Origin of the sequence: Frondihabitans sp. 762G35 (genome assembly GCF_002074055.1) — a bacterium.
In the GTDB taxonomy this organism is placed as follows: Bacteria; Actinomycetota; Actinomycetes; order Actinomycetales; family Microbacteriaceae; genus Frondihabitans.
The window spans coordinates 3,337,886-3,351,523 of record NZ_CP014619.1 but is presented as its reverse complement, the minus strand read 5'-3'; the positions used below and the strand labels follow the sequence as shown (position 1 = coordinate 3,351,523).

Below are 13,638 nucleotides of genomic sequence, written 5' to 3'. Positions count from 1 at the left end.
CGGGTTCATGCGAGGGTGTTCCTGTTCTTCGCGGCTTTCTCGTAAGCGGCCAGATCGATGACGGTCGTCGACGGGGCTGCCGGGATGCCGCAGAGGGTGTCGGCGGCATGGCGGGCGTCGACACCGGGTGGGATGCGTTCCTTGTGTCGGTGCGGGCGACCGGGAGGTGCCGACATCATCGCGATCTGCTCGAGCGCGGTGACGTGACCGGTGTCACGGATCGTGGCCCCGAGGCCTGGTTCGGCGGTGCGGTGCCGAGCGATGACCGTTCCGCCGGGTGTGCTGATGTCGATGAGGTCCGAGCCGAGCCTGTAGGACACGACAACGGTCGCGGCAGCGAGTTCGGGTGGGACGGAGTAACGGTTCCCCCGCCAACTGATCAGCGCCTGCCTAGTCGCTTGTCGTTCCTCGGTCACGACCACCGGGAACGGGACAGCGGGCAGCGGGCGCAACCGTTCGGCGGCCCGCATGGCGGCGGCGGTCGATGTTCCGGTCGGGGTGTTCCGGCGCCGGTTATCTTGCTGGGCTGCGAACAGGTCGATGCTTGTTTGCGCCTGCTCGAGGGTGACCTCGTCGGGGACGGTCCGCCACCAGCGCTGCGCGATGGTGTGGTTGTTTTTCTCCACGACCCCTTTCCGGTTCCCGGACCGTGGCCGGCAGGCGATCACCCGGACGCCGTAGTGCTTCCCGAACGCAGCGAACATCGGGGTCAGGTCGTTGCTGCCCGCTTTCACGACCGTCGTCATCCGGTCGAACCGCCAATCCCTGCTCACCCCGCCCAGCCCCTGGACGACGGTGGTCATCGCGGCCAGCAGGTGCGGCAATTCCATCGAGGGCGACAGGACCGCTCGCCAGCAGCCCGAGTGCGGCAGGGACCCCACGAGCAGGAACGCTCTCTTTGTCGGGAACCCCCACGACACCGGTGCATTCGGCAACTCGACCCAGTCGAACTGGGTCTCCTCGCCCGGCGGATGCTCGATGACCGCGTTCGGACGCTCGGTGACGTGAGCGCACGCGGTGCACGCCGGCCGCAGATTACGGGCCCGGATCTGCCTCGTCAGGGTCGGATACGAGTGAAAGAACCCCAGTGGCTTCAACTCGTCGAAGAGTGTCATCGACCACAGGTGCGGGTCCTCCAGCAGCCGCGCCGTGACGTAATCGACGAACACCTCGAACGGGTCCGGGGCGGACCGGTCACGTTGCCCGGGCTGGCGATCACCGGTCAAATACGAGCGGATTGTTTTGCGGTCGTGGTTCGTGCGGCGGGCGATCTCGCTGATCGTCATTCCCTGCCGTTTCAAGGCGTGGATATCCACGTCGTCCTCCTCTGAAATGATGAGAACAGGGCCTTTCTCGTACTGGTGCGTGGTCAGAGACCACCAGCGTCGAGAAAGGCCCGCTCTCATGAGCGGAAGCGACCCGGAGTGGGGAAATTCAGTGAGCAGAACTGAGGAAACTCAGTGAGCACCATCACTGTGGGATGCATGGTGGGCGGAGCAGTACTTGAAGGCGCGTGTTTCAGGTGGCACGGGCATCGAACCTGTACAACCGGGTCGTGCTAGCAAGTACGACGATCAACTCCGGCGCCGACTGAGCCTGGAAACCCAAAAGGCTCTTGACTCTATAGCGCTCGATTTTCTCCTCGAGCGCGGCGTCCAAGGCGAACCAGTCCTCTGGGAGCCGCCCCTTCCGGCGTCAGTGCCGGATGGCCTAAGTGAAGTCATGTCCGGAGGGTCAGCTATCGACGACCTCTGGGCTGCCATGGCCGGTGGCAAATCCATTCGTGCCCTAGCGCCTTCGCTTGGGCTGTCCGAGTCCGCTGCCGATCTCCTCGTCGACCTCCACCGGCCCTCGCGTGAACTTCTTGCAGCCTGAGGCGGAACGACCAGGGTGCAGTTCGTCTGAGCAGCTGGGTCTGTAGGGTCGAGACATGACGGGGACCTTTGATGACTTTCGCGCTGTTGCCAACTTCGACGGCGATGGATGGAGCTTGTTTGAAGCGACCCGCGGCAATGACTTCCAGTTAGAGCCCTGGCAATGGATCGCGGAGGCAGCGCCCTTCGAAAACTCGGCAGACGATAGCAGGCGCATCGCATGGGGGCGAGCCTGGGTCGCCTATAACGCTTGGGCTGGCTCGGTAGGTAGGCCTCCGGCGACGCTGGTCGACCTGCAAAACGCCGGAATCAACGATCACCTCCGATCCGTGGCTCGCGCTGTAATTTCCTGGCCCGCCTGGCGTGACGCAGGCGCCGACTTCACGCAATGGAGCGACGGTGACCTTATCCATCACCTCGCGACCCTCAGAGCCCAGAGCGTTGCCGTTGAGGTCTTGGCCGTCACCGAGAGTTTGTCTCGCGTGGGATCAACCGAAGCGTCCCAGCCTGTCGAAATCCTTTTGGCCAGAGAGCTGGAGAGCCGCGGGTTTCGGTCTTAGAGCCTGAGAGCCCTTAATTCAGCAAACGACAAGTGTTGTTGAATTTACATTGGCCTCTGATCAGGGGTTTGTTGTCACTGCAATGAATCGCCGGACCCTACATCTGTTGTGTGGTTTCCAAAATGTAATGTCGCTTTCCAGGGTTTGATGTCGTCTTTCTGGTCGCTTGATCGTGCGGCGTGGTCTGGCCATCTGCTACCGATCATCGATGAGAGGCTTTGCCAGCCTGCATGGAAGTAGGGAATTCTGGGGCCCATAGCGCTCCTGTCGGCGACGGTCATGCACCGAGATATCGGCTCAATCGAGTCGCACCCGATAAGCGCCATCACCTGCAATAGCGCCAGCGAGGCGCCTGCCACGCGAAAACGCCCGCAACGCTTCTCCGCTCGGTTCTGGCGAAAACCTCACACCTCTTTACGATTCCTAATGCAGCGCGGGGACGAGCTGGCCAGCACCAGAGAAGACGAGTTGCGCCGATCGCTCGGCATAGCACCTGAGAACAAATAGTGGCCCACAGCTACGCAATGGGCAGCGGCTTTAGGCTGCTTCGGATGCTCCTACCCGGGTGCGGAGGGCTATGAGCGCGTCTCGAAGTCGCGTCTTCATCGTCCCTATGGGCACTCCGGCTTTCAGGGCTGCTTCGGTGTTGGTGAGGCCTTGGAAGTAGGTCAGTTCGAGGGCTTGCTGCTGGTTGGGGGTCAGGGTGCGCATCGCTTTGGTGATGCGTTGGTGTTCGAGGGTGATCTCGACGGTTTCCTCGACATCGTCGCGGGTTTCTTCGAAGTCGCGGACTCCGACGGCGAGGTCGCGGTTCCGGCTGGATTGGGAGGCGCGAACCCGGTCGATCGCTCGGCGGTGCGCCATCGTGAGCAGCCATGAGAGGGCTTTGCCTTTGGTGGGGTCGAATCGGGACGCGTTCTGCCATGCCTCGAGGTAGACGTCTTGGGTGACTTCCTCGGATTGGGCGGGATCGATGAGAACCCGTTTCACGAGGCCGTATACGCGGGAGGAGGTGTGGTCGTAGAAGACGGCGAATGCTTGCTTGTTGCCTTCGGCGGTGAGGACGAGGAGGTCGTCGTCGGATCGTTCGGTGTCGGCGGCCGGTGCGGGAGCGATACTCAAAAAAGGCCTCAATGGTTGTGGTCGTGGTGCGCCCCTACGACGACCCTCTCGTGACCCTATGCGGTTTCATGAATCGCGCCGACCCCAGTGCGGGGGCCGCCGTCTGCTGGTTGCGGGTCCGAATCGGCCTCCGTGAGGCGGTCATACCCTGGTCTGGGCCGGTGGCTCTGGCAGGGTGAGGGGCATGCCCGGAACGACGCCCCTCGACGATGCTCAGATGAACGACCTGTGGTTGCACACCGAGTACGCCGCCCTGCTTGCTCGTGCCGCCGACCAGGCGGCGCGCACCGTTGACGAGCTTGCCCGCGCGGTCCTCAGCGCAGGTTCGGGCACGGACGAGATCGCGGCCGCCGCTTTCATTGACGTTGACCTGCTCGAGCACATTCGTGACGGCGGAACCACATCGGAATACCTGCGGGAGCGCACCGGGAAAGACCGGGCCGAGCCCTGACTGCACGGGGGAGGAGCAGACCCTCGACTGACAGAGCCCCTCATCAGAGGATCAGCGCGGGAGGCGAGGCGGGTATCCCCAGAACGGGGGGAGTGTCCCTCCTTTAGGGGGCATGTACGTTGGGGTTGCTTCACCGTCCCGCACGGTTGCTCGTGACCGTCTGACCCGAATCGGACGTGTCCGCGCCGTGGTGTGAAGTGCTCCGCGCCTCTCCGTCGAGGATCACCCGCAGAGCCTTGCGATCGCCCCGGCTTCATCGGGCATCGCAGGGCTTTCGGATGTCCCGACGACAGCACATCGACGGAGTCACGGGGCGCGAAGATCGTTCTCCGGCCACGAGGCCGGGTCGTGTGCCACTTACGGGTGTCGGCTTTTTCACCGACTAGCGGCGGTGCCGCTGCACGCCTAGTTTCGAATGGTCCGGTGGCTCTTCGGGTGAGCCAGTGTTGATGATGATGGTGGGGCCGGCGCCGTTCGGGTGGCGCCGGCACCCTCCGTCCACTCCCCGCCGGTGGCCCCGAGGCCGACTGCGACGATGAGCCCCCGACCCCCGGAGGGCGCGCGACCGACGCCCTTCGTGCCGGCCAGGTTGGCAGGTACTTCGTATGCCCGTAGATCCAGGGACGTACGTTTACCCCGGGCGATCGTAACGGGCGATGAGCGGGCGACAAACGTGCGTCCCGGGTCGGACTGAGCGGGACCTGATGTCGCTTTGAGGTACAGCCCAACGCGACAATGCGGGAATTTTTCGCGCCGATCGGACGGCTTTTTCGTATTGCCACTTAGATCGTCGCTTTCGGCGAAACGGGACGACCTAGCCGGCTAGCTCTCGAAATCACCCATCCCGGGAAACCGTTTCCAGCGCTTTGCAACCTCGACCTTTTGAGCATGGCGAGACCGCGGAGGGTATGGCTGAACGCGGCTGCTAGGGGTGGTTCGAGCTTTCAAGCCAGCCGCGGGCTGTGGCTAGTTCGTCTGGTGTTATGCCGTGCCCGCCTGGGCGGAGTCGGTAGTCGACGTGCGCGTGTCGGAGGAGGAGTTGGTCGATGAGGAGGTGCACGCTGCTTTGGGGTGCCATCGCGTCGCTTTGGCCGTTGAAGAGCAGGAACCGACTTTCCGAAAGATCACGGGGCGCCTCTTTGTCCCCGAATGGATACATGCCAGAGAAGGCGACGGCCGCGTGGACGGTCTTGGGGTGGAGCATCGCGAGGGCGAGGCTCATGTTCGCGCCGTTCGAAAAGCCGATGGCGATGACGGTTCGGCCGGTGAGGCCGTGTTCGCGTGTGATCGTCACGATGAAGTCGTTGAGTAGGAGGGCCTGTTTGATGACGTCGTCGACGTCGAAGACACCTTCTGCCTCCCGTCTGAACCAGCGGGACAGGCCCTGTTCGAGGACGCGGCCACGTGGTGCGATGACGGCGGCCTTGGGGAGCAGGGTTTGTGCGAGCGGTGCTGCGTCGGCTTCGGTTCCGCCTGTCCCGTGCAGTGCCAGGACGACGGGTCCGGATCCGGGAATGAAGATATGTGGCCAGTCCGGCCCGGCGGTGCTCTCGCTCATTGGGGTTCATCTTCGGTGACGGCGTCGGGGTTGTTCTCCGTAGGAATGGTCACCGGGATGACGGCGTGCTCAATGTCTTCGCGAGAGGGTTCAAGCCACGGCGGAAGTTTGAGGCTACGGCCCAGTTCGAGGAGGGGTTCGTCGACGTCGAAGCCGGGAGTATCGGTGGCGATTTCGAACAGGACCCCGCCGGGTTCGCGGAAGTAGATCGAGGTGAAGTACTGACGGTCGAGGATTTCCGTCACCTGGTAGCCGTGACCGACGAGTTGCTCGCGGTATGCACGTTGCGCTTCCGCGTTGGGAGTGCGGAAGGCGATGTGGTGAACCGTGCCACCTGCCGTCAGGCCTGTGGGCCCCGTGGGGTCGGCGATCACGTCGACAATGTTTCCGGGGCGTTCTTCTGCTGCGGCGAGGCGGAACCGGCCGTTTTCGGCGGAGAAGACTTCTAGCCCAAGTTCTTCGGTGAGGACCTTCAGGGTCCCTGCGGGGTCGGCGACGGTCAGGACGGAGGAGTGCTGTCCGCGGATGGCGTGCTCGGCTGGCACCGATGCGGAGTCCCACGGGTTCCTGGGGTCGACGAGGGACGAGGCGACCAACTCCAGCCGGAGACCATCGGGGTCGCGGAGGGCGAGGCGTTCTTCGCTGCTGCTGATGGTGGTGATATCGGATTCCACACCGAGGGTGCGGAAGTGCTTCTGCCACCAGCCGAGGCTTCCTTCAGGAACAGAGAAGGCGGTCGAGGTGGATTGGCCTGACCCGATACGGCCTGTGGGGACTCCGCGCCAGGGGAAGAACGTCATCAGTGAACCGGGGTTGCCCGCGTCGTCACCGTAGTAGAGGTGATAAGTGCTGGGATCGTCGAAATTGACAGTCTTTTTCACCAAGCGCAGGCCGAGTCCGCGAATGTAGAAATCGATGTTCCGCTGCGGTTCGCCGCCGATAGCCGTGACGTGGTGCAAACCCTCTGTGGTACTCATGCTGTTCTCCTCAACTCGGTATCCATGCAAACGCATGAATCACTTTTTCATTCCGTGTCGTCGACGCTGATTTCGCCGAGGCGTTTGTGTCAGCGCTTGAGTACGTATTCGTGCTGTCCCGAGAGGACAAGCTCGCGGCGGTGGTTGTGAACCGTAACGTCGGCGACGACCGTGCCTTTGTCACCGTCGGGGATGAGCTGCGTGAGTGTGATCTGCGAGTAGAGCGTGTCGCCGGCGTGCACCTCGGCGTGGAACTGGCAGGACAGTCCGGTAAATGCTACGAAGACCTCGCCGATGACGTGTGGGAAAAGGGTGGCTCCGGGGGCAGTAAAGGCGAGGACCTGAAGTCCATGGACCACCGGTGCAGGGTGACCATGGGCTTTCGCCCATTCGTCGTCGTAATGGACGGGGTGGTTGTCGGCTGACACGGCCTGGAACGCGGAGGCGTGGGCACTCGTGACGGTTCGACTTGGCGCTCGAAAGACTTCGCCGACGCGGAGGTCGTCGAAGGTGCGGGCGGGCACGATGTCGAAGTCGCTGGGGTCGAAGGTGGCGTGCTGGTCGGTGTCAGACATGAGGGGTCTCTGTTCGGTCGGGGGTGATGAGGTACTCGATGTCGGGGTCGTCCGAGGCGTGCTCGCGGACGGCGCTGAAGATGCCCGCATCGTCTCCGGTGCGTCGAACGGTTTGTTGGTCGATGTGCTCCTGCCAGGACCCGACCCGGAAGACTTCGGCCCAGGTGTCGGGGTGGTCGCGGTCGCGGTGCAGAGTCCATTCCCGGGCGCCCGTGCGCCGGCGGCTGTGCCCCAGGGCGTCCATCGACGTGAGGAACGCCCTCACATGGCCTGCGGCCACCTGCCATCGGACCAGGACGAGAACATCGCCTTGCAGGGCGGGGTCGTGTTCCGTTACGGGCGGCACGTCCGTGGAGGGCATCGGCGCGCGGTCGCGGCCGGTGAGAGACGGGAAGGGACGGGCGGCGAGGAGCACGGCGGAGACTGCTGTGAGTGCGCCCGCGGCCACCATGACCGGGAGCACCCCGAACAGGGACGAGGCGGCGCCGGCGAGGGCGGAGCCCACTGCGGTGCTTCCGAACAGGACGAGTTGGTAGACGGCGAGCCCGCGTGACCTCACCCACGCGGGGAGGAAGGACTGCACGGTGCCGTTCAATGTCGTCACCACACCGATCCATGCCACGCCTCCCACGATGAGGACGGCAAGAGCCACGGGGAGAGACGGCACTAGGACGAGGGCGATCGAGGTGGCACCGAAAATGACGGAAGCTACGGCAACGGTCCCGCCGATGCCGAGTCGGGTGCGGATCGCGGGCATGAGGAACGCCCCTCCGACCGATCCGAGGCCGACGGCAGCGAGTAGGAGACCATAGCCGGACGAGGACAGCCGGAGCGGGCCGGCCGCGATCAGTGGGAGGAGCGCCCACAGAGCGTTGGCGGGGACCATCACGCATGCGAGCTGCACCAGGACTCGGCGGACGACCCCAGCGTGAAGGATGTAGCGGATGCCCGCGCGGGTGGCGTCGATAAACGGCTCGACTCGGGTATCCGGTCGTTGGTAGCCGCGCCAGGCCAGGAGCACGATGAGGAACAGGGCGAACGACAGGGCGTTAGCGGCGAAGACGAACGGGACGCCCAGTCGAGCGATGACGAGCCCCGCCAATGCAGGACCGACCGCTCGGGCGAGGTTGACGCCGACGGAGCTGAGCGCGGCCGCGTCGGTGATCGACTTGCGGGGCACGATCTCGGGGACCAACGCCTGATACGCAGGTAATTGCAGGGCAGATGCTGCGCCGAGCAGGAACGTCACGACGAGCAGTAGGGCCGGGTCATGGCGCCTGCGACTGTGAGCGCTGTCAGAAGGACGCCGACGGCGACTTGGAAGGCCTGCACCTAGATGAGGAGTGGGCGACGGTTGCTGAACTCACCGATCACGCCAGCAGGAATACCGATAAGAAGCACCGGGAGGCTGGCCGCGGTTTGGACGAGGGCGACCACGGCCGGCGACGCGTGTTCGTCGATGAGGAGCCACTGCGCTCCCACGGTCTGCATCCAGCTGCCGATGTTGCTCACCAGCACCGCCAGCCACAATGCGCGGAAGACCGGAATAGTCAACGGTGCAAGAGCACCACCGCGAGTCGGCCCGGTCCGGGCTGCCGTCTCCGCGCTCATGGTTCGGGGTGAGTCGTGACGAGGCGCATCAGCTGCGCGTAGCGGCGCTCCTGGTAGACGCCATGAAGTGCGGCGAGGACGACAGTGACTCCAATGCCGATTCCGATGGACACCGGTGGGATGGTCAGTGCGGTGAGGATGATGGCGACGCCGGCGCCCGCGACGATCGAGTTGACCGCGGCGATAGCCGACGACAGCGTGAAGAAGACCCCGCTCCACGACGTGCGGCGGCCGATGTCAAGCATCTCATTCGGCGCTCGTGGACCGCTCGGAAGCGGGAAATACGCTTCCGCTCCCGGCAGCAGGGTGCCGTACCAGCGCCGGATCTTTTGAATGGCTTCAAGGGCGGCGACGTCCTCGAGCGACGTCTGAACGAGTCGCACGTAGGTAAAGATGCCCAGGAGAACGTTGACGGGGATGACGACCGCGAGGTATCCAGTCGCGTAGCTGGAGCGGGCGAGAAAGCCGTAGGCGACGAGGCTGCTGGAAAGGGTCATCAGGTAGATCGACGCCCGCGTGGAGGATTCCGAGACGGTGACGCCGCGGACCGATTGGAGCACGAAGTGCTCGGTCAGCATGGCGTTGAAGAACGCTGTAGGTCGATCGTGGAGGTACTGTGCGGCGTTGTCTGCCGTCGGCAGCTCACGAGATCCCTCTGGTGTCGCCTGGTCGGTCACGGGATCTCCATTCGGAACGTGCGAAATCGGGAGGGCGCGGTCCGCACTTCGGGTTGCGGACCGCGCCTGTCCAGGGCGGCTAGGCCAAAAGGGCTGCCTTGAGGTGCGCGACGGCCTGTGCCACAGCGGCCTTGGCGGCGTGGGTGTCGTGCATGCTGTTGACCATCACGAAGTCGTGGATGATCCCGGCGTAACGCACCTGGGTGACCTCGACACCGGCACGGCGGAGCTTCGCGGCGAACGCCTCTCCTTCGTCGCGGAGGACGTCTGCTTCACCGTTGATCACGAGGGTCGGCGGGAAGAACGCCAGCTGCTCCTCCGTGGCACGCAGCGGCGACGCGGTGATCTGCGCACGGTCCTCTTCGGAGGTCGTGTACTGGTCCCAGAACCACTTCATGCCGTCCAGGGCGAGGAAGTACCCCTCGGCGAACTCCTGGTACGACTCGGTGTCGAACTTCGCGTCCGTGACCGGGTAGAACAGCACCGCGCCCTTGAAAGACACGTCCCCGCGCTCATCGCCCATGAGGTTCAAGGCGATGGCCATGTTGCCGCCGACAGAGTCGCCGGCGATCGCGACGTTGGACCCGTCGAGGCCCTTCTCAGCGCCGTGCTGAACGACCCACTGGGCGACTGCGTACGACTGCTCGTTCTGAACGGGGTACTGGTGTTCGGGGGCGCGATCGTACTCGGGGAATACGACGGCGGCGCCGGTTCCGACCGCGAGGTCGCGGACGAGCCGGTCGTGCGTGTGGGCATCGCCGAAGACCCAGCCGGCGCCGTGCGTGTAAAGGATCACCGGCAGGGTGCCGGTTGCGCCCTTGGGCTTGACGATGCGAGTCGGGACGGAACCGGTCGGTCCGCCTTCGACAGTGATCCATTCCTCGTCGATCTCGGGCTTGAAGATCTCGGAGTCCTGAACGCCGTCCACGGCCTTCCGGCCCTCTTCCGGAGTCAGCTGGTAAAGGAACGGCGGGTTCGAGGTCGCCTCGCTGAACTCCTGCGCGGCAGGCTCCAGGGCGATGTTTTGGGGGTTGGCAGCCATGATGTGGCGTCCTTTCTAGGTGAGCCTTGCGGGGGGAGGGTCAGTTGCTGGTGGTCTCGCGGACGGCGGTCTCGATGACGTCAGCGACCTCGGAGGGGTGGGTGTGCATCACGAGGTGCGGCGAAGGCAGTTCGATGACGTTCCGCAAGCCGGCGCGCTTGTATCCGAAGCGCTCGACCTCGGGGTTGATGGTGTGGTCGTTGGCCGAGACGATGCCCCAGCCCGGCGTGGTCTTCCACGCCGCCACGGACGCCGGCTCACCGAACGCGGCACCCGCCAGCGGGCGCTGGGAGACGGCGAGGACCTGCGCAGTCTTCGGGTCAACTCCCTCGGCGAAGACCGGCGGGAACGCATCGATCTTTACCGAGACGTCGGTGCCGTCGTCGGCTCCGGCGACCGGGTACGGGGTGTAGACGAGGTTCGCGGCGAGGTCGGAGTCGGGGAAGCCGCCCTGGAGCTGGCCGAGGCTTTCACCCTCATCGAGGACGTAGCCGGCCACGAAGACGAGACCGACGACGTTCTCGGCGTCACCGGCGACGGTGATAACGGCGCCGCCGTAAGAGTGACCGACCAGGACGACGGGGCCGTCGATCTTCTCCGCGAAAGCGCGGACCGAGGCGCCGTCTTCGGCAAGGCTACGGTTGTAGACCGGCGGCACGAGGACGGTGTGACCGCGGTCCAGGAGCTCCCGGGTGACGGGGGCCCAGCTAGCGGCGTCGGCGAAAGCGCCGTGGACCAGGATGATGGTGGGGGTCTGAGTCATTTCTTCATTCCTCTCGGTGTGATGAGTGACTACAACCCTTCTTCGTCAACCGGCTACTGTCGTGCTCCTTCCCGGGTCACACTAAAGTCGACTCGATGCCGCGACTGCTCGCCGTAATGCAATCTTGGCCCGGAGAAAGTCCAACGCCGCCGCAGATTCGGGCGCTCCCGAGTCCGCGGAGTAGGCGAAGAGAAACTGGTCTTGCTCGGGCAGTTCCAGAACTTGCCACCGAAAGGGCAGGAACCCGAATGGTGGGACTTCCGCGAGCGTTGCGCCAGTTCGCGCCGGATGTGCTTCGTGGCGGGCCCAGGCATCGCGGAACGTTTTGGACTTCGCCGAGAGCGAGGCGACGAGTAAGCGGAGTTGTGGATTGAAGCTGTCGCACCAGAATCGCAGCGCGGCGACCTGAGTCTGGATAGCGGCGTTCCAGTAATCGTTCCGGTCCTCGGCCGAGTCGAGGGAGGCCAGTACCGTCTGCTCGAGCAAGTTGGTTCCCGGTGTGGCCAAAAACGGAAGGAGCTCGACACCCAAGTCGTTTATGCCGATGACGAATTGGTGGCGATCAACGACGTAGGCCGGCGTGGACGACCACTGCTCGAGCACATCCGCGGCGAGACACGGGCTATCTTCCGGCGGCGGCGTGACGTCGAGTTGGCCAGCCAGCCGGAAGAGATAACGAGTGCCGTCGGCGTCTAGACGGAGGCCACGGCTGAGCGCTACGAGGACTTGACGAGAAGGCTGACGATCTGTTCCCTGTTCGAGACGCAAGTAGTACTCGGCGCTGATACCAGCAACGCGTGCCACTTCCTGCCGCCGCAGCCCGGTAACCCGCCGCCTAGAGCCATCCATGATCCCCACGTCGCTCGGTGACAGAGAGTCCCGTCGAGCCCGGAGAAACTCACCCAACGGGGAGCCCTGCGGCCTGGACTCGATCTTCGGCGGTGGCGTCAGGGTGGTCACGCTCAGACCGTATGGGCTTCATGAAACCCCTAGGTAATGGCGGTGCTACTACCCTCAGGCGGAGTCCGATTCCCGATCTGCGCTTGTCGCTTCTCGAATTACTCCGACGTTGGTCTCGCCTTCAGATTCACCGGAAAGCAGCCTCGCTTGAAGGCGTCCAATAATTTCGTCTGCCAAGGACCCTTTTTTTCGGCCCCACACGACAACGTGGTGTCCCTCAGGCGTTTGAATGACGTGCCAGGGGAAGTCGACGAAGCCATAGCCTTCAACGGGCGACGGTGAGCTTCCGGTGGTGATGGGTCTTGCACCGTACTCGAACCAGATCCGCTTGAAGTCGGCGTCACGCTCCAGAAGACCTCCCACGACCCGTTGAAAGCGAAGATCATCTGTGTCGCCCCAGTAGCGCAAGGCCTCTACCGTTCCCTTGGCGGTGGTGGCCCATTCGCCTAGTCCGCGATGTTCGGCAGGCATCAGGAACATCATTTCGGCCAGGTTGTTTCCTACCTCGGCGAAGCCTCCAGCCAGTGCATGCAGCAAAGGGTTGACCGCAACAATGTCGAGGTTCGCGTCGAACATATAAGCCGCGGTAAACGACCACTCGTCCAAGAATTGATCTGTGGCGGTAGCGAGGTTTGTCGCGGTGCGAGTCGCCAGCGGAATGACACGGGATAACCGGAAGAGGTACTCGCGCCCATATGCATCGAGTTGGAGGGCGTCCGCCAAATTGACTAGAACGGCGTCAGAGATTTGATAGACGCGGCCCTGTTCCAACTGAATGAGGTACTCGACACTGATGCCCGCAAGCTCAGCGACTTCCTCCCGACGAAGTCCTGCGACCCTTCGGGTCGCGGCAGGAGGGTAACCGACGTCTTCAGGTCGCACGAGCGATCGTCTGGCCTTGAGATAGGCGGCCAACGTAGGCTTCGGCACCGTCATACGAAGACCCCGTAATACGTCAAAAAACAGTTCCAGTGCGAGCAGGCCCTCGTACACATCCGAATGCTCCTCGACGTTCCCTGACCCCGAGACGGACAGGATCGAACTCTGACAAGGCGATGATCCCGCACCTCGAACGGACGGGTCAACTCGCACCAGGGCGCCAACGCCGGAACATGCGACACGCAAGGAACAGCACTGCCGCGGGTCGACGTTTCCACGACCCGAAATCTAGCAGCGGTTGAGCGTTTACCCGGGGCGATGACATTCCTAATGAAGGGGCGATAAACGCGACCCCTCCGCGAAGTTTCTCGTGGCGCGTGTCGCTTTGGCGTACACCCCAGAGCACCTCGGCTCCATGGCCAAACGTTCATCGCTTGAGGCTCGGATGCACGACACAACCCGTCTTACATGTTGTGATTGGGGGGGGTGGGGGAGTCGGTGAACGTGAGCCCTTCCCGGCCATGGTCACTGCCCCGAGGAAATCGGAGTGACAGTGTCTGGCCGGGGAGTTGTTGTGTGCGCCGGCACG

14 protein-coding genes are annotated in these 13,638 nt (G+C 63.8%); 2 read left to right on the top strand and 12 right to left on the bottom strand.

Translation table 11 applies throughout. From position 1 onward, the window contains the following. Positions 1 to 5 precede the first annotated feature (5 nt). A complete protein-coding gene (gene istA, locus AS850_RS15945) occupies positions 6 to 1,316 on the bottom strand; it encodes an IS21 family transposase (RefSeq protein WP_442856894.1) in 1,311 nt (436 codons plus the stop codon). Between the two features lie 614 nt (positions 1,317 to 1,930). Here istA and AS850_RS16360 point away from each other — a divergent pair. Next, entirely contained in the window at positions 1,931 to 2,434 is a 504-nt protein-coding gene (locus AS850_RS16360) for a hypothetical protein (RefSeq protein ID WP_123955560.1), read from the top strand. A 537-nt stretch (positions 2,435 to 2,971) separates the two neighbouring features. Here the strand turns inward: AS850_RS16360 and sigK are convergent. After that, on the bottom strand, positions 2,972 to 3,556 hold the full coding sequence (gene sigK / locus AS850_RS15940) for an ECF RNA polymerase sigma factor SigK (protein WP_236940775.1): 585 nt from the start codon (positions 3,554 to 3,556) through the stop codon (positions 2,972 to 2,974). 184 nt (positions 3,557 to 3,740) lie between these two features. Between sigK and AS850_RS15935 the strand changes: the two genes are divergently transcribed. Next, positions 3,741 to 4,007, top strand: a complete 267-nt coding sequence (locus tag AS850_RS15935) for a hypothetical protein (protein ID WP_123955559.1) — start codon at positions 3,741 to 3,743, stop codon at positions 4,005 to 4,007. A 925-nt stretch (positions 4,008 to 4,932) separates the two neighbouring features. On the opposite strand, the gene AS850_RS15930 is transcribed toward AS850_RS15935, so the two are convergent. The 10 genes from AS850_RS15930 to AS850_RS15885 form a co-directional block, all read right to left on the bottom strand. Continuing rightward, positions 4,933 to 5,565, bottom strand: coding sequence for an alpha/beta hydrolase (locus AS850_RS15930; protein ID WP_119870008.1), 633 nt, complete (start codon positions 5,563 to 5,565; stop codon positions 4,933 to 4,935). Next, positions 5,562 to 6,542, bottom strand: a complete 981-nt coding sequence (locus AS850_RS15925) for a ring-cleaving dioxygenase (RefSeq protein WP_119870007.1) — start codon at positions 6,540 to 6,542, stop codon at positions 5,562 to 5,564. The genes AS850_RS15930 and AS850_RS15925 overlap by 4 nt, the downstream gene beginning before the upstream one ends. A gap of 89 nt (positions 6,543 to 6,631) precedes the next feature. Further along, on the bottom strand, positions 6,632 to 7,117 hold the full coding sequence (locus AS850_RS15920) for a MaoC family dehydratase (RefSeq protein WP_119870006.1): 486 nt from the start codon (positions 7,115 to 7,117) through the stop codon (positions 6,632 to 6,634). Further along, positions 7,110 to 8,366 (bottom strand): MFS transporter, encoded by a 1,257-nt coding sequence (locus tag AS850_RS15915; protein WP_164088493.1) that lies wholly within the window; start codon positions 8,364 to 8,366, stop codon positions 7,110 to 7,112. The genes AS850_RS15920 and AS850_RS15915 overlap by 8 nt, the downstream gene beginning before the upstream one ends. Positions 8,367 to 8,449: 83 nt before the next feature. Further along, positions 8,450 to 8,728 carry an MFS transporter gene (locus AS850_RS16890; RefSeq protein ID WP_119870004.1) on the bottom strand — a complete coding sequence of 93 codons (279 nt, stop codon included), beginning with the start codon at positions 8,726 to 8,728 and terminating at the stop codon, positions 8,450 to 8,452. After that, positions 8,725 to 9,405 carry a hypothetical protein gene (locus AS850_RS15905; protein WP_123955558.1) on the bottom strand — a complete coding sequence of 227 codons (681 nt, stop codon included), beginning with the start codon at positions 9,403 to 9,405 and terminating at the stop codon, positions 8,725 to 8,727. Before AS850_RS15905 ends, AS850_RS16890 begins: the two co-directional genes overlap by 4 nt. 79 nt (positions 9,406 to 9,484) lie before the next feature. Further along, entirely contained in the window at positions 9,485 to 10,447 is a 963-nt protein-coding gene (locus AS850_RS15900) for an alpha/beta hydrolase (protein ID WP_119870002.1), read from the bottom strand. Between the two features lie 40 nt (positions 10,448 to 10,487). Beyond that, on the bottom strand, positions 10,488 to 11,210 hold the full coding sequence (locus AS850_RS15895; RefSeq protein ID WP_119870001.1) for an alpha/beta hydrolase: 723 nt from the start codon (positions 11,208 to 11,210) through the stop codon (positions 10,488 to 10,490). A gap of 81 nt (positions 11,211 to 11,291) precedes the next feature. Then, positions 11,292 to 12,170 (bottom strand): MmyB family transcriptional regulator, encoded by an 879-nt coding sequence (locus AS850_RS15890; protein WP_236940774.1) that lies wholly within the window; start codon positions 12,168 to 12,170, stop codon positions 11,292 to 11,294. Between the two features lie 54 nt (positions 12,171 to 12,224). Beyond that, on the bottom strand, positions 12,225 to 13,163 hold the full coding sequence (locus AS850_RS15885; protein ID WP_119870000.1) for a helix-turn-helix domain-containing protein: 939 nt from the start codon (positions 13,161 to 13,163) through the stop codon (positions 12,225 to 12,227). Positions 13,164 to 13,638: the final 475 nt, after the last annotated feature.